This is a genomic window from Chryseobacterium kimseyorum (assembly GCF_025971945.1).
GTDB classification, from domain to species: Bacteria; Bacteroidota; Bacteroidia; order Flavobacteriales; family Weeksellaceae; genus Chryseobacterium; species Chryseobacterium kimseyorum.
Map to the genome: position 1 here is coordinate 284621 of NZ_JAPDHW010000005.1, position 25708 is coordinate 310328.

The 25708-nt window shown below is 35.8% G+C and carries 26 protein-coding genes; 12 read left to right on the forward strand and 14 right to left on the reverse strand.

The genetic code is table 11. The features are described 5' to 3' along the window. Positions 1–90: 90 nt before the first annotated feature. Positions 91–2133, reverse strand: coding sequence for a M43 family zinc metalloprotease (locus OMO38_RS09340; RefSeq protein WP_264749910.1), 2043 nt, complete (start codon positions 2131–2133; stop codon positions 91–93). An 89-nt stretch (positions 2134–2222) separates the two neighbouring features. Here OMO38_RS09340 and OMO38_RS09345 point away from each other — a divergent pair, with 89 nt between their 5' ends. Continuing rightward, entirely contained in the window at positions 2223–2714 is a 492-nt protein-coding gene (locus tag OMO38_RS09345; protein ID WP_264749911.1) for a hypothetical protein, read from the forward strand. Here OMO38_RS09345 and OMO38_RS09350 read toward each other — a convergent pair. The 10 genes from OMO38_RS09350 to lpxB all read right to left on the reverse strand — a co-directional run bounded on the left by OMO38_RS09350 (position 2711) and on the right by lpxB (position 16147). Further along, complete coding sequence (locus tag OMO38_RS09350) at positions 2711–3370, reverse strand: DUF6048 family protein (RefSeq protein ID WP_264749912.1); 660 nt, start codon at positions 3368–3370, stop codon at positions 2711–2713. The two genes, OMO38_RS09345 and OMO38_RS09350, sit on opposite strands and share 4 nt — an antisense overlap. Next, entirely contained in the window at positions 3336–3800 is a 465-nt protein-coding gene (locus OMO38_RS09355) for a DUF6452 family protein (RefSeq protein ID WP_264749913.1), read from the reverse strand. The genes OMO38_RS09350 and OMO38_RS09355 overlap by 35 nt, the downstream gene beginning before the upstream one ends. 7 nt (positions 3801–3807) lie before the next feature. Then, a complete protein-coding gene (locus OMO38_RS09360) occupies positions 3808–6267 on the reverse strand; it encodes a zinc-dependent metalloprotease (protein WP_264749914.1) in 2460 nt (819 codons plus the stop codon). A 40-nt stretch (positions 6268–6307) separates the two neighbouring features. Beyond that, on the reverse strand, positions 6308–7714 hold the full coding sequence (gene rlmD, locus OMO38_RS09365) for a 23S rRNA (uracil(1939)-C(5))-methyltransferase RlmD (RefSeq protein ID WP_264749915.1): 1407 nt from the start codon (positions 7712–7714) through the stop codon (positions 6308–6310). A 155-nt stretch (positions 7715–7869) separates the two neighbouring features. Continuing rightward, positions 7870–9402: a TlpA family protein disulfide reductase gene (locus OMO38_RS09370; protein WP_264749916.1), complete on the reverse strand. Its 1533-nt coding sequence runs from the start codon at positions 9400–9402 to the stop codon at positions 7870–7872. A 185-nt stretch (positions 9403–9587) separates the two neighbouring features. Continuing rightward, on the reverse strand, positions 9588–10355 hold the full coding sequence (locus tag OMO38_RS09375) for a succinate dehydrogenase/fumarate reductase iron-sulfur subunit (RefSeq protein WP_264749917.1): 768 nt from the start codon (positions 10353–10355) through the stop codon (positions 9588–9590). Between the two features lie 24 nt (positions 10356–10379). Further along, positions 10380–12392 (reverse strand): fumarate reductase/succinate dehydrogenase flavoprotein subunit, encoded by a 2013-nt coding sequence (locus tag OMO38_RS09380; RefSeq protein ID WP_264749918.1) that lies wholly within the window; start codon positions 12390–12392, stop codon positions 10380–10382. A 15-nt stretch (positions 12393–12407) separates the two neighbouring features. Further along, positions 12408–13070: a succinate dehydrogenase cytochrome b subunit gene (locus OMO38_RS09385; protein ID WP_264749919.1), complete on the reverse strand. Its 663-nt coding sequence runs from the start codon at positions 13068–13070 to the stop codon at positions 12408–12410. 144 nt (positions 13071–13214) lie between these two features. Continuing rightward, complete coding sequence (locus OMO38_RS09390; protein WP_264749920.1) at positions 13215–14984, reverse strand: ComEC/Rec2 family competence protein; 1770 nt, start codon at positions 14982–14984, stop codon at positions 13215–13217. A 56-nt stretch (positions 14985–15040) separates the two neighbouring features. Then, the gene (lpxB, locus tag OMO38_RS09395) at positions 15041–16147 is read right to left on the reverse strand and encodes a lipid-A-disaccharide synthase (protein WP_264749921.1); all 1107 of its coding nucleotides are present in this window, start codon (positions 16145–16147) and stop codon (positions 15041–15043) included. 104 nt (positions 16148–16251) lie between these two features. On the opposite strand from lpxB, the gene OMO38_RS09400 reads away from it, so the two are divergent. Together OMO38_RS09400 and OMO38_RS09405 are read left to right on the forward strand one after the other, a co-directional pair. After that, a complete protein-coding gene (locus OMO38_RS09400) occupies positions 16252–16761 on the forward strand; it encodes a DUF2480 family protein (protein WP_264749922.1) in 510 nt (169 codons plus the stop codon). A gap of 102 nt (positions 16762–16863) precedes the next feature. Then, positions 16864–17517 (forward strand): DUF937 domain-containing protein, encoded by a 654-nt coding sequence (locus OMO38_RS09405; RefSeq protein WP_264749923.1) that lies wholly within the window; start codon positions 16864–16866, stop codon positions 17515–17517. A 56-nt stretch (positions 17518–17573) separates the two neighbouring features. Here OMO38_RS09405 and OMO38_RS09410 read toward each other — a convergent pair whose 3' ends face one another. Then, the gene (locus OMO38_RS09410; RefSeq protein ID WP_264749924.1) at positions 17574–17687 is read right to left on the reverse strand and encodes a 30S ribosomal protein THX; all 114 of its coding nucleotides are present in this window, start codon (positions 17685–17687) and stop codon (positions 17574–17576) included. Positions 17688–17774: 87 nt separating this feature from the next. Beyond that, on the reverse strand, positions 17775–19169 hold the full coding sequence (locus tag OMO38_RS09415; protein WP_264749925.1) for an MATE family efflux transporter: 1395 nt from the start codon (positions 19167–19169) through the stop codon (positions 17775–17777). Positions 19170–19292: 123 nt separating this feature from the next. Between OMO38_RS09415 and OMO38_RS09420 the strand changes: the two genes are divergently transcribed. The 9 genes from OMO38_RS09420 to OMO38_RS09455 all read left to right on the forward strand — a co-directional run bounded on the left by OMO38_RS09420 (position 19293) and on the right by OMO38_RS09455 (position 25375). Further along, complete coding sequence (locus tag OMO38_RS09420; protein WP_264749926.1) at positions 19293–19856, forward strand: DUF2975 domain-containing protein; 564 nt, start codon at positions 19293–19295, stop codon at positions 19854–19856. A 278-nt stretch (positions 19857–20134) separates the two neighbouring features. After that, the gene (locus OMO38_RS20315; RefSeq protein WP_406567307.1) at positions 20135–20476 is read left to right on the forward strand and encodes a DUF2975 domain-containing protein; all 342 of its coding nucleotides are present in this window, start codon (positions 20135–20137) and stop codon (positions 20474–20476) included. Positions 20477–20479: 3 nt separating this feature from the next. Then, positions 20480–20683: a helix-turn-helix domain-containing protein gene (locus OMO38_RS09425; RefSeq protein ID WP_264749927.1), complete on the forward strand. Its 204-nt coding sequence runs from the start codon at positions 20480–20482 to the stop codon at positions 20681–20683. Positions 20684–20698: 15 nt separating this feature from the next. Continuing rightward, entirely contained in the window at positions 20699–21124 is a 426-nt protein-coding gene (locus OMO38_RS09430; protein ID WP_264749928.1) for an ankyrin repeat domain-containing protein, read from the forward strand. Positions 21125–21253: 129 nt separating this feature from the next. Next, a complete protein-coding gene (locus OMO38_RS09435; RefSeq protein ID WP_264749929.1) occupies positions 21254–21676 on the forward strand; it encodes an ankyrin repeat domain-containing protein in 423 nt (140 codons plus the stop codon). A 167-nt stretch (positions 21677–21843) separates the two neighbouring features. After that, positions 21844–22623 carry a T9SS type A sorting domain-containing protein gene (locus tag OMO38_RS09440; RefSeq protein ID WP_264749930.1) on the forward strand — a complete coding sequence of 260 codons (780 nt, stop codon included), beginning with the start codon at positions 21844–21846 and terminating at the stop codon, positions 22621–22623. Positions 22624–22764: 141 nt separating this feature from the next. Then, positions 22765–24513 (forward strand): aspartate--tRNA ligase, encoded by a 1749-nt coding sequence (gene aspS, locus OMO38_RS09445; protein WP_264749931.1) that lies wholly within the window; start codon positions 22765–22767, stop codon positions 24511–24513. 287 nt (positions 24514–24800) lie between these two features. Further along, on the forward strand, positions 24801–25061 hold the full coding sequence (locus OMO38_RS09450; protein WP_264749932.1) for a PIN domain-containing protein: 261 nt from the start codon (positions 24801–24803) through the stop codon (positions 25059–25061). 5 nt (positions 25062–25066) lie between these two features. Then, positions 25067–25375: an NYN domain-containing protein gene (locus tag OMO38_RS09455; protein WP_264749933.1), complete on the forward strand. Its 309-nt coding sequence runs from the start codon at positions 25067–25069 to the stop codon at positions 25373–25375. A gap of 97 nt (positions 25376–25472) precedes the next feature. On the opposite strand, the gene OMO38_RS09460 is transcribed toward OMO38_RS09455, so the two are convergent. Further along, positions 25473–25706, reverse strand: coding sequence for a hypothetical protein (locus tag OMO38_RS09460; RefSeq protein WP_264749934.1), 234 nt, complete (start codon positions 25704–25706; stop codon positions 25473–25475). Positions 25707–25708 lie beyond the last annotated feature (2 nt).

Consider the following 25708-nt stretch of genomic DNA (forward strand, 5'->3'; position numbering starts at 1 on the left):
ATAATAACAAAAAAAATATTGAGTTTACATATAAATAACAAAAAAACCCTAAGATATACTTAGGGTTTTTACCATTTTCTACTGAAAGAATTATTTTTTAATAAACTTAATACTTTCGGAGATATTTTTATCTTGGATAGTAATGATATAAGTTCCTTTAACCAATTCAGCTACTCTCACCTGGTTACCATTGATTGTACCAGATTTTACCAATTGGCCAACTGCATTATGAATTTCAAATTTAGCTTTATCTGAAACTTTAGTAATGTTTAAAACATCAGTTGCTGGATTTGGATAAATACCAAAGCTTTTTGTTTTTACAACATCTTCTGTACTCAAAAACTGTGTCGTGAAGGTCTTAGATCCATAACCTAAAATATCTGATTCTCCATGATAAATTACTTGACCTGTGCTTGACGCTAAATCAACATATCCACCGTCTGTACTGTCTAAACCATCCCCATAAGAATCAGTGATTGTAAATGTATAGCAATCATTAGGAAGAACCCAATTTTCAGAAATCACAGGAGGGAGTGCTACTGTAGCATCTTGATAAGGTCCACCAGCTTTAACGATTTGACCAGAACCATTCTTTAATGACCAGATAATCTCTGAACCATAACCATCTAATTGCAAGTTAAAAGCAATTGTGTTTGTAGCATAATATGTTGCTGCCGGAGGCAATATATAGGTACCTGTTGCAGAATTATTGCTTGCACGTTGATCTGTTCCTCCATTAGCAGAAGTTACATTTGCAGTTATTGCTGCAGAATTTGCAGTATTATTTGGTACAGGCACAGTAATTACTGCATATTTATTTTGAGCTAAACTTCCAGTCCATGCGTAAGTTTGTGCACCAGAAGTACCAATTGTGTACGATATATTTGCCGATGTTAGGTTCGCTGTTCCTCTGTTATATAGTAAAAACTTTACTACATTTGAACAATTACCTGAAGTACAACCCCTTTCAACTTTTACTTCAGCATCATTAGCAAACAAAGGAATTGCAATATCGGCTACAGAGGTTTTAAGATCCATTCTTCTAGGAGAATTATTCATCACTGTAGTGATTCTACTTTTCTGATCAATGGTGTAAATATTCATACAGGCATCAGGTGTATAATCCATATAATTTTGAACCATTTCAAAAAGCCCTTGAGTACAGCTAGCTACATTCGGGTTACATGCGTAATTTGCATCGTGAGCAGGAGGTGTATCATTACAATAATCCGTCTCACAGATAGTAAGGGTCGGATTACCATTCGCATCATAACCATCTCCCCAAATGTGTCTAAGACCTAAAAAGTGTCCAACTTCATGAGTCATTGTTCTACCCTTATTGTAAGGAGCAGCTAAGAAAAATGAATTATTTGTATCATAATCTTTACTTCCAAAAGTAGAAAAATTTGCAACAACACCATCTGTACTTGCTAAACCACCTACTGGATTTAAGCCTGGCAATGTAGTGTCTGGAAATTGAGCATATCCAAGTAAAGATCCGTCACTGAAGTATACACTCCACATATTCATGTATCTAGTAGGATCCCAGATAGTTTGAGGTTTTACGGTATTATTAATCTGAGCAGTAGTCCATCTATCCAAACAAAGATTTACTCTGTCGATACCATCAGTAGGATTACCATTTGGATCTACTTTTGCGAGTGCAAACTGAATCATTGTGTCTGCCCCTAGCACATTAGAATTAAATCCTGGTGTACCTGCTAAACGACGGAAGTCATTATTCATAACAGTGATCTGAGACTGTACTTGTGCGTCAGAAATATTCGGTGCTGACCCAACATTCTGTCCACTATGAATAACATGAACTACCACGGGAATTGTAACAATTCCCCCATTTTGAGATTTGTTCTGCTTTGCTTCCTCAATGAGAGGCTTTATCCATGCTTCAAACTCAGCAGTAGTTGCTCGACCTGGAAAGTTTCTTTGTAGATAATTTTCATATTCAGTAAATGAGCATCTTTCAAAGCCATTTGATTTTGAAAGATCTTTCTTTGGCTTGTCTGTTTTTTGATTTTCCTTTGCTCCACTTGTGGTAGTGGTTTGCGCATTTGCTAAACCGGCAAAAGAAAATAAAGCCAAACACAGAATTTTCACGATTGTAAAATTTCGCATTTTAAATTATTTTAATTGTTTTGTACAAATATATTAGTTTCTGGCATAATTTTTATCTTTCTTTGATAAATATATTTAACTTTATACTGATGAAAATTATTATATCACTAATTTCACTTAGTTTATCATGCATTACAATTGGTTGTAATACACAGAAAAACAGTGCTACATCTAATGAAATAGTGCAGTCTAAACCTACCAACAGTAGAATAGAAAAAGTTTCCTATGTTGAATACACAAGAGGAACAAGAAGAGTATTCACTTTTACTGAAAATACAAAAACAGTTGCCGTTAATGATCAGAATGTAACAAATGATATAAATACATCATCAGAATGGACTGCTCTGAAAGAACAAGTTCTGAAACTTGATCTTCCAAAAATTAATACGTACAAAGCTCCAACCTCAGACCGCTTTTCTGATGCTGCTTATGCAGCCACCATTAATATTTCGTATGACGGAAAACAATTCAGTTCTTCCGACTTTGATTCCGGTTTTCCGCCCAAGGAATTAGAGCAGTTATATAATGAATTAACAAAACAAACTCGACTTGTTAAAAAAGGCACCAAAGGAAATCGTTAAAACTTATACGCAATATTCCAGGCAAAACCCATATTAAACTTTGATGAGCTTCTACCAAAGCCCGGAACGATCATCGGAACGACTTCATCCTGTTTTGATGTGACCATTAAATATTTTGGCTGCATATTGACGTCGATGAAAAAATTGGATTCAAAAAGCTGAACCCTGCCACCAATTGCTCCTTCCAGCCAGAATGATGACTGTGATGATGAAGGCATTGAAATTGACGAACTGCTTCCCCCAAAACCACGAATTGGAATTGAAAAGTATTCCTGGGTGTAAAATGATCCGCCAACTTTTGCTCCACCGTAAAAACCGTTGAATTCATTTTCAGGATCTTTAGCAAGCATATAAAAGCCGCCTATCTTAATGAATGGTCCATTGGCTGTAGCGTCGTATCCGTTTTTCTGATAAATGTTCTTTTCAAATCCGGCTTCTACGACTCCATGGATATTTCCTTTTATTTTTGATGAGATAAAACCCTGGAAAAGCTGTCTGTCTGAAAAGAATGACACACCCGTATTCAAAACATCTACCCCAACCATAAAGTTGGGCTCATATTTCCATTTTTCCTTTTCTTCTACTTTTTTATCCTGTGCAGAAACCAGCAGTCCGAGCAGACTAAAAAACGAGGTAAAGATTAGTTTTTTCTTCATTTTCAATAAAGTTTTGTCCGGTTTCTAATTTAATGACAGGGTTTGATTTTAGTAATTGTCCGCTTACATTTTCGTAATTCAATTTGGCTCCACAACCTGGTGAAACATAAATTGATTTTGTAGAATAGCTTATCCGCACTCTTGAAGAGTCTCCTTTTCTGGTTCTTTTAACAAATAAATCGGTGTATGGAGATTCATCTACACGAAGTGGAATGAAGATAGAATCTACATTTCTGCTCCAGCCAAGATCTACGGTTCTTACACCGTAATCTACATAGACTTTAAGGGAATCTAACTTTGTGATTTTATCTCCGTTTTTAAATGTGACCTTCAGTCTCGGCGTTCCTTCTCCACTTTCGCAGATATCGTCGTCTCCGCCACATGAAATCATCATAACAGATAAAATAAAGAATGACAGTAATCTTTTCATTTTTAAATTATTTTGGATCTAGAGCCTTTTCTATACGGAAAACCAAATCTTCATAGTGATACTTATTCACCAAATCTGAAGTTGATTTTGCGGCAAGTTCTTTTTTTATGGTATTTAAATTTCCTCTTACCAAAGCAGAAATATCTGATTTGTCTGATCTATTATCAACGAGTTTTATAAGTGAATCAATATAATTACGCTGCAGATTTCTTCTGTAAATATCAGCATTTTCTTTTTTTAGTATCGACGTATTCAAATCCGAAAGCAGTTCAATCACCGAATATGTATTGGGTTCTACCGATTCCATCTGATACATATTCTGAAGAACCATCGGACTTAAAATTCTTCCCAAAACACTGTTCTGAAGTTCCTCAATGGTTTTCACAGGTGTCTTTCCTGTTTTCTCAAAAATATCTTTTTTAATCAGCCACTGTGGTGTTGTGAAAATATTTTCGTCTAAAAATCTCATCGCTTCTTTCTGATCTTTTTTGGCAACAACCTCGTAAACTGAACCAGACTGTTCTGCAGTTTTGGGAGTTTCCATCTGTCCGCCGATATATTTCGAAACGTGACCTAAATATCTTCTGAACTGAGTCGTCACCTGATCGTACATCATATCCAGATTTGCATAATCTTCATTTGGTGTGGCAGTCCATTTTTCCAGATTATCAATAATTCTCTGTAAGTTTTTCAAACCATAAGTACTGGCAATCATTGCATTGTCACCTACCTGCTCACTTTGTGATCGTGGATCTAAAGGATTACTCTCATTACCAAACCAAAGTCTTTCATTTTTAAGATTTTTGATTACCCATTTATTCAGATATTCTTTTTCTGCATCAGGAGTTTTAAACTGATTAAATCTTTTGTAACCCCACTCAATTGCCCAATTGTCATAATCACCAATTCGTGGAAAAATTCCGGCATCACCGATATTATCTTCCGGCTGTGCTACATAATTAAATCTAGCATAATCCATAATTGACGGCGTATGACCATTGATCTCAAGCCATTTTTTATCTCTCAGTTTTTCAACAGGGACAGTGGAACTTGATCCATAGTTATGCCTTAAACCTAATGTATGACCAACTTCGTGTGAAGAAACAAAACGAATCAGCTCACCCATCAATTTATCTTCAAATTCAATTTTTCTAGCTCTCGGATCATTTGGCGAAGCCTGGACAAAATACCAGTTTCTCAGCAACATCATGACATTATGATACCAGTTGATGTGACTTTCAAGAATTTCTCCGGTTCGAGGATCTGCAATGGAAGGTCCTGAAGCATTAGGAACATCCGACGGTTTATAAACGATTGCTGAAAATCTTGCATCTTCAAGACTCCATTCTGTATCGATTTTAGGATCGGGTACTTTTGCTAAAATGGCATTTTTAAAACCGGCTTTCTCAAAAGCTTTCTGCCAATCATTCACACCCTGTATAAGATAAGGAACCCATTTCTTCGGAGTTGCCGGATCAATATAAAATACAATTGGTTTTGCAGGCTCCACCAGTTCGCCTCGGTTATATTTTTCTACGTCCTGAGGTTTCGGCTCAAGACGCCATCTTTTAACTAAAGAAATCTTTTTTACTCCCTGTGGATCAAGATCGAAGTCTGTATATCCAACGGTAAAATATCCAACCCGCGGATCAAAATACCTTGACTGCATTTTGTTTTCCGGCAGAAGTACAAATGACGAATTGATTTCGACAGTGTAATTTCCACTGACCTTAGGAGCCAGTTTTGTCATTTCAGGAGTTAGGCGACCTAGTGTTCTGGCGAAAGTTTTTGTGGTATTTATTTCAACGTTAGTCGGGAAAGATTTCACAAAATTAATAAATGACATGTCTTTTTGAAAAGCTCCAACCCTATAGCCTTCTTTTGAACGCACAGAAAATGAAGTCAGCTCATTGTCGGAATTCAAAATATCGGTTACCTCAATAACAGAAGAATTTTTATTAACTCCAAAAGCTTTTATATCAAAAGATTTAATAATTGCCTGTACATTATTTCTCGTTACCGAGTTGTACATTTCTGACGTAGAATCTTTAGCATAATCTACATGAGAAATTGAACGCAGAAGTATCTTATCGTTAGGACCTTTTTCAAAAGCAATAACCTCCTGACCAATTTGGTCTCCCGCATAACCGGAAGTTCCGGAACGCATTCCCGCAGCGGCTTTTGTTAATCTTGTCACCAACAGAAATTCCTTTTTCAGCATCGAGTCCGGAATTTCAAAATAGTATTTTTCTTCTACTTTATGAACTGTAAAAACACCCTGATCAGAAACTGCTTTTGCCGTGATAACATCTTTAAAAGGCTTAATCAGACTTTTCTTTTTATCTTCTTTTTTCGCTTTCACGGTATCACTTTTTACTGCAGTGGAATCTTTTTCCTGTGCAGAAAGGTTGTGTTGGCTGAAAATCAAGGCTGCAAATAAGAAAAATGCTTTACAGGGTTTTGTCATGTTCAATAATCTTATGATTGATCTATTCAAATTTAAATAATTATTTCTTCACCAATAGCGCGATATTCTCCACGTGATGGGTCTGCGGAAACATGTCTACCGGTAATATTTTCACCAAAGTATAATGGTCTTTCATTAAAGCCAAATCTCTCGCCTGGGTAGCCGAATTACAGCTCACATAAACCACTTTTTCCGGGGCAAGCTTCAGAATTTGCTCAACCACTTTCTGATGCATTCCATCTCTTGGCGGATCGGTGATCAACACATCTGCTTTCGGATGATTTTCTAAAAACTCATCATTGAAGACATTTTTCATATCTCCACAGTAGAATGTTGTGTTGGTTAAACCATTTAATTCAGCATGTTCTATGGCTGCATCGATTGCCTCCTGAACCGATTCGATTCCAATTACATGTTTTGCATTTCGTGCAACGTATTGAGCAATTGTTCCGGTTCCTGTATATAAATCGTAAACTACTTCGTCACCTTTTAAATCGGCAAATTCAAGAGTTTTTCTGTATAATTCTAAAGCCTGCTTGTAATTGGTTTGGAAGAAAGATTTCGGACCAATCTTAAATTTAAGACCATCCATTTCTTCCATTAAAAATCCTTCTCCGAAATAGGTATTTACATTTAAATCATAAATAGAATCATTCTGCTTAGGATTAATTGCGTACACCAGCGTTTTGATCTGTGGGAACTGCTCTAACAGATAATCGAAAAGTTTTGTACGGTTCGCTTTTTCCTCTCTGTACAGCTGAAACAAAACCATCCACTCTCCGGCAGAATTCTGTCTCATCATCAAAGTTCTCAGAAAACCTTTTTGCTCTCTCACGTCGAAAAAGTCTAAACCATTTTCAATTCCAAAATTCCTTACTGCCAAACGGATGGCGTTTGAAGGATCTTCCTGCAGCCAACATTCTTTAAGATCAAGAATCTTGCTCCACATTCCGGGAATATGAAAACCAAGTGCATCTCTGCTGCCATAGTTTTCTTCAGAACTGATTTCGTACTGCGTCAGCCATCTTGCGTTAGAGAAAGAGAATTCCATCTTATTTCTGTAGAAATACTGTTCTTCTGCACCTAAAATCGGAACGTTTTCGAAATCATCAATTCCACCGATTCTTTTGATATTATTGTAAACTTCTTCCTGTTTGAAATCGAGCTGTTTTTCATAGCTCATATTCTGCCACTTGCATCCTCCACAGGTTCCAAAATGAATACATTTCGGCTCAACTCTGAATGGTGATTTCTCAACAATTTCTTTTACATCAGCTTCAAAATATTTTGATTTTGATTTTTTCACTCTTGCATTCACTACATCTCCAGGAATTGCTCCGGAAACCAAAACCGTTTTTCCTTCTTCAGTTTTTCCGATGGCAACACCTTTTGCGCCTGCAGCAAATAATTTTATATTTTCAAGAATGACATCTTTCTTCTTTCTCATAACAATTTCTATCGGTACGGATCTACTTTCTACTTTACATCCGTAAATTTTCTAATTTTTCTATATTTTGATTCACCTTCCGGTTTCACTTTGCAAAAATACAATAAAAAAAAACCTTATCCGAAGACAAGGTTTTTTCTATTGTGTAAGTTTTATTATTTTGTCTGAGGAGCTTCCTGAACCGAAGGAGCCGGCTGTGCAGAAGGATCCATCATCTGTGGCATCATCTGCTGTTGCGGAGCAACTTTTGGTGCAGCAAGTCCGGTTTGCTTGTCTAAAATAGTGATCAAATCCTGATCTCCTAAGTTGACAAACGATCTGCTTACAATTTTACCGTTTTTATCTACTACGATGAAGTTTGGCAATTTAAATCCGTAAACTCCGTATTTTTTAGCAATGTCAGAATTAAGACCACCTTCAGCATACACGTTCGTTCCCTGAATTCCTTTCATCATTGCGTTACTTGTTTTTGTAAACTGATCTTTTGTATCATCAAGGTTTACGAAAACGAAGTTCATTTTAGATTTATAAAAATTCACAACTTCTTTCAAAACAGGAACTGTACCTTCTGCAATGTAAGGATTCCATGATGCATAGAAAACCAATACGTAAGGCTTTCCTTTGTTATCGCTTAGCTTATAAGCTGAACCGTCTGCTTTCACCAATGAAGCTTCTGGAGCATCATCACCGATTTTGAATCCGTTGATTGTAAACTGCATTTTTTTGATGTCAGCTTTAATACCAGCGTCTTTAATATCTTCTTCGATAATTTTTTTGATTTTATCTGTGGTCTTCGCCGGAGTCTGTGGATGAATATCCGACTGAGCCATCACAAATGCCAACAAATAATCTTTGGTTATCTGAGAAACTTCTTTTTGAGATTTTAAAAAGTCATTAAATAATTCTGAAGTAGTGATATCTGCTTTCCCTTTGCTTTTTGCTTCAGCAAATTTTTGGAATTCAGGACTCATTTTTGTTAAAAGATACTGTCTGTAGAAAGGGCTTGTTTTCACCATTTCGTCATTGTTTTCTTTTAATTTATTTTCGTAATCTGTAAATACTTTTCCTAATTTAAATGAAGGATTTCCAGAGATCTGCTTTTTAGTCATTTCATAATTAACCAAAAGGTTAAGAATCGCAGTTTTAGCATCTGCTCTCTTCCACTCTACCACTTCTTTTCCAGGATTGTATTTTTTTACATTCTCGTCAATATTTTTGTTGATATCAGCTTCGATCTTCTGCATACCTTTGATATACTTCGCTTCGTCTCCAGCCATTAATTCCTGAATATTCAATCCCTGACCGTAAGTGGAAAGAAATTTCTGACTAGCCTGGAAGAAATCGTTATCATTTTTGGCATCACCGGTTACTACATATTCATTCGGAAATGTTGCTGCACTACCTGAGATATTTACAGTCTGTCCACCTTTAAGGAAAATTAAATTCTGCTTTCCTGCATAGTTAATCACATACATTCCGTTTTTCGGAGCTTCAAAAGTTCCGGCGAAATTTCCGTCTTTATCTAAGCCCATATTAATAAGTGGCAAAGTAGCAACTCCTGAGGCTTCTACAAATTCCACTCTCTCTAAAGGAGAACTCCCTGCAATTTTCCCCTTAACTTCTACTTTTTTTGAACAAGACACTGCAAATATTGCAATGACAAATAACAAAAGATATTTTTTAATCATTATTGTGATATTATTTTTTTTGAATGCTTGAATTTGCGATTTCATTTTTAAATTTAAATAATGCAACAAAAATAAGTTTTTCAACAAACTTACTGCTACCTTAGAATTGATTTTATGAAAGATTTAACTAAAAATTTCGCCTCCAATAAAGAAGACGAAATTTTCAATATATTTTATAAAACAGATTATCCTCTGTCTGCCATTGCAACCATATACTCTCTGTTCATTCTGGCAATATTCTCAAGAGAAATTCCTTTAGGACATTCCACTTCACATGCTCCGGTATTTGAACAGTTTCCGAATCCTTCTTCATCCATCGCTTTCACCATATTCAGAACTCTCCTCTTAGCTTCTACTCTACCTTGAGGCAATAATGCGTACTGAGAAACTTTAGCTCCCACGAACAACATTGCTGAACCGTTTTTACAAGAAGCTACACAAGCTCCACAACCGATACACGCAGCTGCATCCATTGCTTTGTCTGCATCTTCTTTAGGAACCGGAATTGCGTTGGCATCCAAAGTATTTCCTGAAGTGTTTACCGAAATAAATCCACCTGCAGCCATCACTCTGTCGAATGCGCTTCTGTCTACCATCAAATCTTTGATCACAGGGAACGCAGCACTTCTCCAAGGTTCGATCACGATGGTTTCGCCGTCTTTGAACATTCTCATGTGAAGCTGACACGTCGTAATTCCTGTATCAGGACCGTGAGCTCTACCGTTGATGTATAGAGAACACATTCCGCAGATTCCTTCACGACAGTCGTGGTCAAAAGCAATTGGTTCTTTTCCTTCGTTGATTAACTGTTCGTTCAAGATGTCTAACATTTCTAAGAATGAAGAATCTGTAGAAACATCTGATATTTTATAGGTCTCAAACTGACCTTTAGTTTTTGTATTTTTCTGTCTCCAAATTTTCAGCGTAAGATGAAGGCCTTTTTTTGCACTCATAATTATTTATTTATAGATTGGAGATTATTTATAACTTCTTGCTTTAACTTCAATGTTTTCATAGATAAGATCTTCCTTGTGCAGAACCTCATTTTTGATATCATCTCCCTGATATTCCCAAGCTCCTACATATTTGAAATTAACATCATCTCTTTCTGCTTCACCTTCCGGAGTTGCGTGATCTTCTCTGAAATGCCCACCACAAGACTCGTTTCTGTGTAATGCATCGATAGCCATAAGCTGTCCTAATTCAATGAAATCTGCTACTCTGAACGCTTTTTCAAGCTCTGTATTCATCCCTTCAGTTTCACCCATTACTTTTACGTTTTGCCAGAAATCTTTTTTCACCTGATCGATTTCTATAATCGCTTCTCTCAAACCTTCAGGAGTCCTTCCCATCCCTACTTTATTCCACATAATGTGTCCTAATTGTTTGTGGAAATGATCTACTGAATGTGTTCCTTTATTATTTACAAAGAAATTTACTTTGTCCTTAATCTCTTTTTCAGCCTGCTCAAACTCGGCAGAATCCGTAGGAATAGTTCCTGTTCTAATGTCTGCTGAAAGATAATCTGCAATCGTGTAAGGAAGAACGAAATATCCGTCTGCCAAACCTTGCATCAAAGCTGAAGCTCCCAATCTGTTGGCTCCGTGGTCTGAGAAATTAGCTTCACCAACAACGAAACATCCAGGGATTGTAGACTGTAAGTTGTAATCAACCCAAACACCACCCATTGTGTAGTGAACGGCAGGATAAATCTTCATTGGAGTTTTGTAAGGATCATCCGCAGTAATTTTTTCATACATTACGAATAAGTTACCGTACTTCTCTTCAATCCAGGCTTTACCTAAATCATAGATCTGCTGATCTGTAGGATTGTGAATATGCTTTTCGATAGCAGCTTCTTTACCTTTTTTGATGATTTCTGTAGAGAAATCTAGGTAAACACCTTCTTTAGTATCATTATTTTCGATTCCGAAACCGGCATCACATCTTTCTTTACCAGCTCTGGACGCAACGTCACGGGGAACAAGGTTACCGAATGCAGGATATCTTCTTTCCAAATAATAATCTCTGTCTTCTTCTTTAATATTTTCAGGTCTCAGTTTACCTTCTCTGATGGCAACTGAATCTTCAATTTTCTTAGGAACCCAGATTCTTCCGGAGTTTCTTAATGATTCAGACATCAAAGTCAGTTTAGACTGCTGTGTTCCGTGAACCGGAATACAGGTTGGGTGAATCTGAACATAACAAGGATTTGCGAAATACGCTCCTTTTTTATGAATCTTCCAAGCTGCAGAAACGTTTGAACCCATTGCGTTAGTAGAAAGGAAATAAACATTTCCATAACCTCCTGAAGCAATTACCACTGCGTGAGCTGAGTGTCTTTCGATCTCACCTGTTACTAAATTTCTAGCGATAATTCCTCTTGCTTTTCCATCCACGATTACCAGTTCAAGCATTTCGTGACGGTTGTACATTTTCACTCTTCCTTTTCCGATCTGACGGCTTAATGAAGAATATGCACCTAATAATAACTGCTGACCAGTCTGTCCTTTTGCGTAGAAAGTTCTCTTAACCTGAACCCCACCAAATGAACGGTTATCTAACTGTCCGCCGTAATCTCTACCAAATGGAACTCCCTGAGAAACACATTGGTCAATAATATTGGCAGAAACTTCAGCTAATCTGTAAACGTTTGCCTCTCTTGCTCTGTAGTCACCACCTTTAATAGTATCGTAGAACAATCTGTAGGTAGAGTCACCATCACCCTGATAATTTTTAGCAGCGTTGATACCACCCTGAGCCGCAATAGAGTGCGCTCTTCTAGGTGAATCCTGATAACAGAATGCCTTTACATTATATCCCTGCTCAGCCAGAGTAGCTGCTGCAGAACCTCCTGCCAAACCTGTACCTACAACAATAATATCAATCTTATCTCTGTTGTTTGGTGCAACAAGGTTCATATGGTCTTTATGATTTTTCCATTTATCCTTAAGTGGACCTGCTGGAATTTTTGAATCTAATTTACTCATATTAGTATATGGATATTATTGAGTTACGTAATGAAAAATTGCAATAAAAATAAAACCAAGCGGAATAAGGATTGAATACCAATTTCCGAAAGCCTTAATTACCGGTGTATATTTTGGATGTCTTGCTCCGATTGACTGGAAAGAAGACTGAAATCCGTGTGCTAAGTGTAAACCAAGCAATCCGAAAGCGACTACATAAAGAACTACTCTCCAAAGATCGTGGAATTTGTGATGAAGCTCTTCCCAATATCTTGTTTCATTCGGAACATTAGCTTCAATATATTTGAAGTTCATTTCCGGAAACCAGAAATCATAAAAATGCAAAGCAAGGAAAGCCAAAATCACAGCACCAGAAATAATCATATTTCTAGACATCCATGTAGAGTTAGCAGAACCTTTGTTGTCGGCATATTTTATAGGACGCGCCTTATTGTTTCTTATTTCTAAGATGAATCCCATTACAAAATGGAATATTACCGCAAACATCAAAATAGGTTGCATCAGGAACTGAACTGCCGGATTGTAACCCATAAAATGAGAAGCTGAGTTGAAAACATCTTCACTGAAAACAGATGTCATGTTGGTGGATAAATGCATCAACAAAAAGATCAGCAAAAACATTGCTGAAAGTGCCATCGCATATTTCCTTCCTATCGAAGAACTTGTTAAACCTGCCATATTGAGTTTAAATTTGATTTTCCACAAAATTAAGGAATGTTAAGAAAACTAAAAAGTGAGAAATCTCACTATTATACAGTTTGTAATCTTTCTAAATAACAATGAAAAACATCATTATTGCAGGAAAATTCAAAAAAACTATGATTATTTTAAATTATAAATTTTACCATTAAAAACTACGTCTCGCGAATCCGAGGGAAGCTCATTAAATTTTACATTACCGATCCGTCGGGATGAAACATATGGGTTGATAATATTTTGTTGAATTTTATCTCTATCACCTAAATTTTCAATCCAGAAACACGCAACATTTCCTTTCTTAACCGAAACCACATGCCCCTTATTATACTGATGAACTAAAATTTCCTCTTTCTGATTTTCATAAATTGTAAAGGCGATTCTTAGAATAAAGAAACACAGTATCGCCAAACAAAACTGCATCACTCGTTTAAAATTAAATTTAACAATTACAAATCTTAAGAGATAAACTATTATAAACAGCATCGCAACCTCAATTAAACTCATTGAAATATTCTGAAAAAACAGCGATTCAAAATCTGCAAACCAATGAATGACATTTAAAAGTAAATCAATAATAAAATCGTAAATTGTACTAATTATTTTAAAACCAAATCCAAAAGCCATCAGACCCGTCATCAAAAACGAAAACACAATAATCACTTCTGAAAAAGGAACAATAAAAAAATTGGCAACAATTGATATGAATGAAAACTGGTGAAAATAATATAAAACCAAAGGCAAAGTCGCCAATTGCGCAGAAATGGAAATAGAAACTGTGTTGAACAGAATCTTCTTCACATAATGATCCTGCCTCGGAAAATGTTTTAAAATCGGTTGGTTCAGCCAGTAAATTCCCAAAACTGCCAGAAAGCTCAGCTGAAATCCTATATCAAAAAACTGATGAGTATCCATTACTAAAATAATAAAAGCAGACAGCGCTAAAGAATGCAGCAAATCTGGCTTCCGCTGAAGCAATACATAAATAAAATATACGGTAAGCATAATACAAGACCGAACTACCGAGCTTCCAAAGCCGATAAATAAAGCAAAAACCCAAATGAAAGCCAGGCTTATTATAATCACTGACTTTCGAAATCTTAACGGTAAAATTTTTATTAAAAGAAAATAGATCATTCCGAAAATAACAACCACGTGAGTTCCAGAGATCGCGAGAAAATGTACCAATCCTGAACGGTTGAAGTCCTGCAGAGTCTGAGAATCAATTTCAGTACGGTCAGCCAGAATAATTCCTTTCAGAAACTCCTGACTTCTCGGGGACATTTCAGAATGATTAATTTTCTGTAAAACTTCAAGTCTTTTCTGACGGATTTTTTCAGCTACCGACAAATCATTTCTTGCTGCCGAGCTTAGTTCACCGTTGATATAACATTGGTAGAAGATGTTTTTCCGGTGAAGATACTTTGCATAATCAAACTGAAAATCATACTGAGGAGATTGCGGCTGACTTACATAGGATTTGGCCTTATAATAGTGCTTAAAATCAAGCTCTTTACTATCTTTTGGAATGAGAATGATTGAATTGAAATTTTCTTTTCCAATCTGAACAATGGCTTCATACTTTTTATTCTTTTCTGTTGAATTTAATTTTTTAGAAATCTTAAAAACAATATTTTCATTCGGTTTAAATGCCACTTGAGGAACAGTCTGAAAATTTAAAAAATGCAGACAGATTCCCAATCCAAAAAAGAATATTCCGAATACAATTGAGTTGAATTTCGAGATTAAAAATGATTTAAATCCGGTAGAAGCTACAATTAAAAGACAGATGACTGCAATGGTAAAAATTGAATTCTGATTAAGAAAAAAGATATCCTGAAATAGAATTCCAAGAATAAAGCAGCAGACTAATATTAGCAATGGCTGTCGGTTCAATTTTCATCATTTTGTAGAACTAAAGTACTAAAAAAATGAAAATCATTTTGAAAAGTTTACTTATTTTTCAGAATAATATCTGCAGCATTGTCGCTTGCACCTTTTCCGCCGAGCTTAGTTCGCAAAACCGCATATTCTTCAAGCATCACATTTCTTTTTGCTCCTTCAACGATGGACTTCAGCTGCTCAACCAAATTTTTGGTATTCAATTCACTTTGAATCAACTCCTTAACTACTTCTTTATCCATAATTAAATTGACAAGAGAAATATATTTGATATGCTTAACCAATCTTTTAGCAATGGCATAAGAAATTTTACTTCCACGGTAACAAACGACTTCCGGAACATTTAATAATGCTGTTTCAAGCGTCGCAGTTCCTGAAGTTACCAGCGCAGCCTTTGAACACCTCAACAAGTCATACGTTCTGTTGGAAACAAAATGTACGTTTTCATCCACATATTTTTGATAAAAATCTTTCTCAAGACTTGGAGCTCCAGCGATAACAAATTGATAGTCTTTAAAGTAAGGTCTTACAGAAAGCATAATCTCCAGCATCTTCTCCACTTCCTGTTTTCTGGAACCGGGAAGTAAAGCGATAATTTCTTTTTCGTTTAAGCTATTTTCTTTTTTAAAAACCTCAACATCAATATCTTGCAGGGTCGAAATCGCATCAAGTAAAGGATGCCCAACAAAGTGAGATTTTACCTGATGTTTTTTATAAAAGTCTTCTTCAAAAGGAAGAATGACCATCATTTCATCTACATACTTTTTAATAATCTCTACTCTACCTTCTTTCCAGGCCCAAAGTTGAGGAGAAATATAGTAAACCACTTTGATCCCTAGTTCTTTGGCGAATTTTGCAATTCTTAGATTAAAACCGGGATAATCAACTAAAATTAAAACATCAGGTCTGTTGTTTTTAATATCCGTTTTGCAGAATTTAATATTATTTAAAATCGTTTTTAAGTTCAGCGCCACCTCAAGAAACCCCATAAACGCTAAATCACGGTAATGCTTCACCAGAGTTCCGCCTTGTTTTTCCATTAAATCGCCGCCCCAAAATCTGAATTCGGCGCTGGGATCTTTCTGCTTTAAAGATTTCATTAAATTACTTCCGTGCAAATCTCCGGAAGCTTCACCTGCAATGATATAATATTTCATAAATGATGAGTAATGAGCATTGATTGATTTTCTGAATACCAAATATCAAACCTCAGATTTCAAATTAGAAATGAGTAAATTTGCTTCAAAGATAATGATAAAAAATGTCAGAAGAATTTGAAATAAAAAATAAAGTTGCCTCTAGTGGACTGGTGAATTTTGACCTTACAGATTTGGTTCCAAGAGGCATTAGAACGGGAATTGATCTTAAAGATTTCCTTTACATGGAAATGATTTTAAAGGAAAAAGATTTTCGCGAAAAAGTAGCATCCATCAATCCCGACGATTATAAAGATCAGTACGTTTACATCTACAATTCTGCAGATGCTATTGTTCCGCTTTGGGCATATTTCTTAATCACAGCCAGAATAACCGACGTTACAAAAAAAGTTATTTTCGGAAGTAAAGAAGATTTGGAAATCATTCTGATGCACAATGCAATTCAAACTTATGATTTTGATGAACTGAAAGATAAGAGAGTCTTGGTAAAAGGTTGCTCCGACAAAGAAATTCCTGAAAACGCCTACATCGAGCTTGTAGAACAATTGAAGCCAGTTGTAAAGTCACTGATGTTTGGGGAAGCCTGTTCTAATGTTCCGATTTTTAAAAATTAATTATCGCGGAACTAGCGTAAATTTAAAAATTTAAATTTTTTAATTCGGGAATTTTAATAACTTTGATATTCTAACAATTTTAAAATTTAAACACAAAAACAAATGAATTTAATCGACCTTTTGACAGGAAGCACAGGAAATCAGGTTGCCGAGCAGGCTGAAAACAAATTCGGAATCAGCAAAAATCAGATTATAGCGCTTTTGGCAGTGGCTACACCGCTGGTAATTTCTTATCTGAGAAATAAATCTCAGGACGCAAAGGAAGCAGAAGCTTTGAACAATGCTTTAGATAAAGACCACGACGGAAGTATTTTAGACGATACGTCACAGCTTGACAACAGACAGGACGAAGGTGGATCTATTTTATCTCACGTTTTCGGAAATCAAAAAAATACCGTAGAAAACCAACTGTCTCAGAATACAGGAATTTCAATTGACAAAATCGGACCTATTCTAGCGATGCTTGCTCCTGTAATTATGGGCTACATCGGTAAAGAAAAACAGCAGAATAATGTTGGAGCAGGAGGAATTGGTGACCTTTTAGGAGGAATTTTAGGAGGCGCTCAGAATCAGGCTCAGCAGCAGCAATCCAGTCCATTAAATGACATTTTAGGAAGTGTTTTAGGTGGCGGACAGTCTCAGTCTTCAGGTAATCCACTGAACGATATCTTAGGAAGCGTACTTGGTGGAGGTCAGCAGCAAAAGCAGCAGCAAGGCGGATTGGGAGATCTTCTTGGAGGACTTTTTGGAAAGTAAATTCTCTTTAAAATATAAAAAAATGACCGAAGATTGATCTTTGGTCATTTTTCTTTTTAGTCTTTTGCTTTCTCAGCAGGATTAGGTTTCGAAGCTTTTCTCGGTCTTTTCTTTCCGTGGCTTCCTAGAATGATTTTACCTTTTCTCGACTTTCTGTCTCCTTTTCCCATAACTATAAATTTTGATTGACTACGAAGTTAAATATTAATACTCAGAAGTCAAAAGATTACAGCGTTAAATATTTTATAATAAATAAGTTACACCTTCACATTTTTCCATTTTCCTCTTTTAAATAAAACAAAAGCTACAATGGTAATCAATGTTTCTGCAGCCGGAATTGAAATGAAAACACCTTTCGGTCCCATGTCAAGATACTTTGAAAGTACATATGCCAATGGAATTTGAAACATCCAGAATCCGAAAAAATTAAGCCACGTTGGTGTCCAGGTGTCGCCAGCTCCGTTGAAAGCATTGATGGTAACCATTCCAATTCCGTAAAATACAAATCCTACACTCATAATGTGGAGAGCATTCTTAGCGAAACCTTTTATCTCAGCCTGCTCAGTAAAGAAACTGACAAGAAAATCTCCCAAGAGAAAAAATATGAGACTAACGGTCAGCATAAAGATGACATTATACTTTACAGTTTTCATGACCGACTGTTCAGCACGCAACATTTCACCGGCACCCATATTCTGCCCGACTAAAGTGGAGGCCGCATTACTGAGTCCCCACGCAGGAAGCATAAAGAACATCATTAACCGAAGCGCAGTCTGATAACCTGCCGAAGCGTCTTCACCACCCGTTGTTGCGACCAGCTGTGCAAGGAAAATCCAGCTGCATGATGCAATGACGAACTGAAATATACCGGGCATGGCAATCTTTACAATGGATGTTATTAATTTCAGATCAGGTTTAAAATAAGTTATTTTTATTCTCACCAAAGAATCAGCAATGAAGATATGGTACAGCTGATAAAGAACTCCGGTACTTCTTCCGATGGTGGTTGCAATGGCAGCTCCGGTTAAACCCATAGCTGGAATCGGCCCAAGACCTCGGATCAGAATTGGACAGAGAATAATGTTGGCAATATTGGCAATCCATAAACTTTTCATGGCGATGGCGGCATTTCCTGCACCTCTGAAGATTCCGTTAATCAGGAAGAGCAACATAATAATCACACTGCTTCCCATCATAATTCTCGTAAAATCTTTTCCGTAAGCGGCAGCATCAGGTTTTGAACCCATCAAAATTAAAATATCTTCTGCATAGATTACTCCCAATAAGCTTAACACAAAAGTGATGACGAAGGAAACAGAGATAACCTGTGCGGCACTCCTGGAAGCCTGTTCCGGATTTTTCTCACCAATTCTTCTTGCTACAACCGCCGTCGCCGCCATACTCATTCCGATGGCAATTGAGTAGATAATCGTCAGTACAGATTCTGTAAGGCCGACAGTCTGAATGGCGAAACCGCTTTCTCTCAAATGACCTACAAAGTAGAGATCAACCAAAGCAAAAACAGATTCCATTGCCATTTCCAACATCATCGGAATCGCCAACAGCAACACTGCGCTTCTTATACTTATTTTAGTATAATCAGTCTCCTCTTCGCTGAATGCCTTTTTAAGAAAATTAAAATATTTTTTCATTCTTAATTAATGAGGGATAAAAATACGATTTCAGAAAATCAATCCTAAAAAAAATAATTTTTATAATTTTTTATCGTAAAACAATAATTAATTATATATTTGCAATAATAAAATATTAAAATAATGAAACTTTTAGGAAAAAACTCTTTACTTTATTGGCTGAAATATCCTTTCGGTATCTACGCCGTCGGATTTACGCTGATGTCCATCTGGATTTTAGGCTTAATGTCAGTTTACGCATTCACCAATTCAACCAATCAGTTTACGTCTATTGATCACTGGAAAACTGAAAACCACAATCAACAGACTAATTCTGAAATTGTACAGTTTCATTATCCCTTTACGAAAATGGTCCTGGCGACGGAAAATTCTGTAGAAGGTATTTCTCTGGCGTTTTTAGGTTTAGCTTCTCTCAGTTTTATTTTAATTATTGTTTTCAAAATTTTAAATGAACTTTCAAAAGACAATTTTTTCACTGAAAACGCCGTGAAGAATTTCAAAATTTTAGGTTTCGGCCTTATTGCTTTTGGAACCATCCATTTAGCCATCGATCTGTTCACCTCCTCGCAGAGATTTGATTTAACACCGCCACTTATCTTCATCATCACAGGACTGATTTTTATTTTCCTGAAGGAAATCTTTGCAAAAGGAAAAAAAATTCAGGAAGAAAATGATTTAACGATATAATTAATTAAACAAATTTTAAAAATATAAAAATGAAACTATTAGGGCAAAAATCAGTATCCACAGTTATCAGTTATCTATTCATGGTATTATTTGTTATTTTCCTTTTTCATTCTGTTTACCAGCTATTGGGGTTTGGAATAGGATATTATAACTGGACAACCTCACATCATCTTTTTTCGGAAACTTTTTATGTAAATGATGAAATTGATTATGCATCATATGAAAAAGGAAAATATCTTTTTTTCAGATTTAAATATCCCTTTTCAGAACAACAGATGATGACCGGATTTTTTACATTAAATACATTTATCTTTCACACCTTTCAAAGCATTTTTTTCAGCCTATTCTTCTTTTATGGGTATAAAACTTTTGACGATTTAACAGAAACACAATTGTTCACCAAGAAAATTATTAAGCATCTGAAAACTTTTTCTATTATTAATTTACTGTATGCTCCTCTTTATTTTTTAATATGGTATTTTGTGTTTCGCTCATCACTTGAGGGAGGTATGCTCATGACATCTTTTACATTCTTATTCTTGGGAATCATCTTACACTTCATTACTGTATTCTTCAAAAAAGGACTTCATCTTCAGTCTGAAAATGACCTAACAATATAAATTATGCCAATAATAATTAACGTAGACGTCATGTTGGCGAAAAGAAAAATGCAGTCTCAGGAACTTGCAGAGAAAATAGGAATCACGCAGGCGAATCTTTCCATTTTAAAAACCGGAAAAGCAAAAGCTGTGAAACTTTCTACTCTGGAAGCAATATGCAAGGCACTTGAGTGTCAACCTGGAGACATTTTAGAATTTAAACCTTAGATAAAATCAATATTAATGAAAAAATTATTTTTAACAGCTTCAATTCTTGCCTTCAGTTTTTTCTCAGCGCAGGAATTGACTTCAGAACACAAACAAATGTTGAAATACGATGACATTTCAAATTTTTCAGCGTTGGTGAACAAAGAAAATATTAACCAATGTTTTCAGAATGAAAACACTTCCTATTCACTGTTAGCACTGTCGATTAAACTAAACAGTAAAAAAGTTTTTCAAAAACTCACAGAAGAAAAAGCCGATCTGGAAAAAGTCTGTGACGGCAAAACACCACTGATGTTTGCTGCAAAATATGGCAACTTTGATTTTGCTAAAAAGCTGCTTGAGAAAGGAGCCAAAAAAGAAACGAAGACAGACAGAGGTTACAGCGCAATAGATTATGCCAAAAAATATGAAAAAACGGATATCATTAAGCTTTTAGAATAAGAACGATTTCAGATTTTCAAGTCTGCTAATAAAATTACCGTTCTATTTATTAATTCAGAAAAGGATTGATCCTAAGCCAAATATATCAAAAAAAATATTTAGATTTGTATGTTAATAAGAAAATTAAATATGAAAAAGATTATATCAGCTACATTCTTTATTGCTATCTCTTTTCTCGCAAACGGTTTATTTGCACAGGAAATGCCTGCAAGTCAACTTAGGAGCTTTCAGACAGATCAGTTAAAAGCATTCAATAAAAATGATTACAATAAATGTTTCAACATTAAAGAAGCTTCTTATGATCTCCTTTCTCTCAGTATTAGACACGAAAGAAAAAACAATTTTGCTTCTTTAATTAATGCTACAACAGACATCAACAGAACCTGTGGTTACGAAACACCTTTGATGACCGCTGCCCGATTCGGAAGAGTGGAGATGGCAAAAACATTGATAAAAAAAGGTGCAGACAAATCTTTAAAAAACTCTAGTGGCGATACAGCTAAAGAGATTGCCCTGAAAAGCAATCATCCGGAATTGGCTCAGATTTTATAATTAATACTTTTTTAATATATCAAAAAACTTCCTTTTCGGAAGTTTTTTTTGTTTCAACAATCACTTAATCCACTGCAAACCTGACAACTATCAGTGAATAAACTCAATTTATTTAGAATAATTAAAAATAAAGACTTAGATTTGTAATACAATCTAAATAATTTAAAATGAAAAAAATTCTATCTTTTGTTTCACTGGTAAGTTTATTATCAATGACATCTGCGCAGCTCGCATCAATCAATGAAAACTTTGATTCGTTTACTGTATCCACTCCTTCTTTTCCACAAAACGGATGGACGATGCAGGTTCCCTCAAATCCCGATTACATGGTGACGATCAGCGAAGACGGAGCCAACAAATATGTTCAGGGTTATGCTTTCTTCAGTGCAAATACCGCATTCTACTTAATCTCACCACAAATAGTAGCACCAAACGGAACAAAAACACTGAGCTTTGATGCCTCTAAAGTCACACAGTCAGCATTTACAGGAACTATTGAAGCAGGTTTGGTCAGCAGCCCGACAGATATGGCATCGTTTACGTCATTAGGAACTGCGGTTACTTTACAGACCACGACACCTCTCACCATTAGCTATAACGTTCCAGCTTCCACCAAGCAGTATATTGCTTTTAAATTTGTAGGCCTTGTGAATCACGCATCAACCCGATTAGACAATATTGCTTACGGTATAGGAAATCTTTCTGTTACTGATCATAGTAAAGATAATAACCAACTGAAGTTTACAGCGGATGATCACCATTTAATTTTTATTGGGAAATCTAATGTGAAAGAAGTAAAAATCTACAGTGCTACAGGAAGCCTTGTGAATGCTGGTAAAGTTGAAAATAATCTCGTTGATATTTCAAAACTATTGTCAGGAGTATATATCTTCCAAACAGTTAACAATGACGGATCAGTATTAAAATCTAAGTTTATTAAAAAATAAATGACATAAATAAGATGATTAACTTCTTTAGCTCGGCGCTGAAGAAGTTTTTTTTATATAACCCTTCAAAAATATTATCTTTGCAAACGAAAAAAATTGAGTTCAAATCCTTGAACCATAAACTTTAAACTTTAAACAATAATGTTTCGATCGCACACAAACGGAGAATTATCTCTGAAAAATCTTAATGAAGAAGTTACACTTTCAGGATGGGTACAGACCATTCGGGATAAAGGATTTATGATTTGGATAGATCTTCGGGATCGTTACGGAATTACGCAGTTGGTTTTTGACCAGGACCGTTCTTCAGCAGAACTGATGGAAAACGCAAAAAAGCTGGGCCGTGAATTTGTGATTCAGGTGAGCGGAAAAGTCATTGAAAGAGTCAGCAAAAACCCAAATATTCCAACAGGAGAAATTGAAATTTTAGTTGAAAAACTAACCGTTCTTAATGAATCTCAGCTTCCACCTTTCACGATTGAAGATGAAACGGATGGTGGTGAAGAATTGAGAATGAAATACCGTTACCTCGACATCAGAAGAGCTCCGGTGAGAGACAAACTGATTTTCCGTCATAAAATGGCGCAGAAAGTGAGAAATTATCTTTCAGACGAAGGATTTATCGAGGTTGAAACGCCTGTTTTAATTAAATCTACTCCAGAAGGCGCGAGAGATTTTGTTGTTCCAAGCAGAATGAATCCGGGACAGTTTTACGCATTGCCACAATCGCCACAAACTTTCAAGCAATTGTTGATGGTTGGCGGAATGGACAGATACTTCCAGATTGTGAAATGTTTCCGTGATGAAGATTTAAGAGCCGACAGACAGCCGGAATTCACCCAAATCGATTGTGAAATGGCATTTGTAGAGCAGGAAGATATTATGAATGTTTTTGAAGGAATGACGAAAGTTCTTTTGAAAGACATCACCGGAAACGAATTCGGAGATTTCCCAAGAATGACCTTCGCCGATGCGATGCAAAAATACGGAAACGACAAACCGGACATCCGTTTCGGAATGGAATTTCACGAACTGAATGACCTAACAAAAGGAAAAGATTTCAAAATATTCGACGAGGCAGAACTGGTGGTCGGAATCAATGTTGAAGGCATTGCAGATTACACCAGAAAACAAATTGACGAATTGGTAGATTGGGTAAAACGCCCTCAAATCGGCGCAACAGGATTGGTTTGGATTAAATTCCAAAAAGATGGCGTTGTAACTTCGTCTGTAAACAAATTCTATTCAGAAGAAGATTTGAAAAAAATCACAGAAGAATTCGGAGCAAAAGCTGGAGATTTAATTTTCGTAATGTCCGGAAATGCAGATAAAGTGAGAACGCAACTTTCTGCTCTGAGAATGGAACTCGGAAACCGTCTTGGCTTGAGAAAAGGAAACGAATTTGCACCACTTTGGGTTGTAGATTTCCCATTGTTGGAATTTGATGAAGAAAGTGGACGTTACCACGCAATGCACCACCCTTTCACGTCTCCGAAAACCGAAGATTTCCACCTTTTGGAAACCGACCCAGGAAAAGCGAGAGCCAACGCTTATGATTTGGTTTTGAACGGAAATGAGATTGGTGGCGGTTCTATCAGAATCTTTGATAAAGATTTACAATCAAGAATGTTTGACCTTTTAGGATTCTCAAAAGAAGAAGCAGACGCGCAGTTCGGATTCCTGATGAACGCCTTTAAATATGGTGCTCCACCTCACGGTGGCTTGGCGTTCGGATTTGACCGTTTGGTTGCAATTCTTGACGGAAATGAAGTGATTAGAGATTACATTGCTTTCCCGAAAAATAATTCTGGGCGTGATGTGATGATTGATGCGCCGGCAAAAATTGCTGATGAGCAGTTGGATGAGTTGGCATTGAAAATAAATTTATAACTATTTTTAATCCTTCAAGGTTTTGAAAACCTTGAAGGATTTTTTTTAATAAATTTATAAATTAGAAGCGAGAATTTTTTTTCTCGCTTTTTTTTTAAACAAAGAATTTAAACAAAAAAGAAACGCTCTCCAAAAAGGAAAGCGTCGGACAAGAGATGCTATCTCTCGTGATGTTCTTATTGCAAAATAAGGAATAAATTCTTACACTTGCAAATACACAAACAATTAAGACGAAAAAAGAAAGAGTGGTTGTTTACATTGATGGCTTCAATTTATATTTCGGTTTAATGGAAGCTGGCTTTGATTATTTAAGATGGTTAGACGTAAAATTACTTTCAAAAATTATCATCAATTCAAACCAAGAATTAATTGAGGTTAAATATTTCACAAGCCGTGTAAATGGAAATCCAGATAAACAAAAACGTCAATCAACTTACATTGAAGCATTAGAAACTAAAGGAATTGAGATAGTTTATGGACAATACAATTCTAACACAGAAGAATGCAAAAGATGCGGAAATGTTTGGGCAAATCCTAAAAAAAAATGACGGATGTGAATATTGCAACCTCATTATTCAATGACGCCTTCAACGATAGATTTGATATGGCAATACTCATTTCTGGCGATAGCGATTTAGTTCCTCCTTTAAAAATAATAAATTCTCAATTTAAAAATAAACGTGTATTTATTGCATTTCCTCCCAAAAGAAACAGCGTTGCTTTGAAAAACCAATCAAAAGGAAGTATGGTTTTGGGTCGAAAAACATTAAAAGATTCGCAATTAGAAGAAAAGCTCATCAATAAATTCGGTTATGAAATTTCCAAACCCAAAGAATGGAATAATGATGATAAATCGATTTAGATGAATAAATTAGAAACTGGATTTTTTTTCTCGCTTTTTTTATTCAAAATTGATATTCAACAAATTAACTGTTGGTTCTAGGTTCGGTTCTTCATTATTAAAAGCAAAAGTGCCTAAAGTTTTTTTTGTATTTACTTTCTATACCCAAAATGTCGGCAATCAGATTTCGGTCTCGCTTAAAATTTTTTCCACTGAATTTAAGTTCAAATCCTTTTTCTTCGAACTTTGTTTCAAGAAAACCTTTGGTTTCTGCGTAGGTAATTCCCTTGGGTTTGCTTGTCAATAATTCTGCGATATACAATAAACGTTGAATTTGTTTGAGTTTTGCCATTT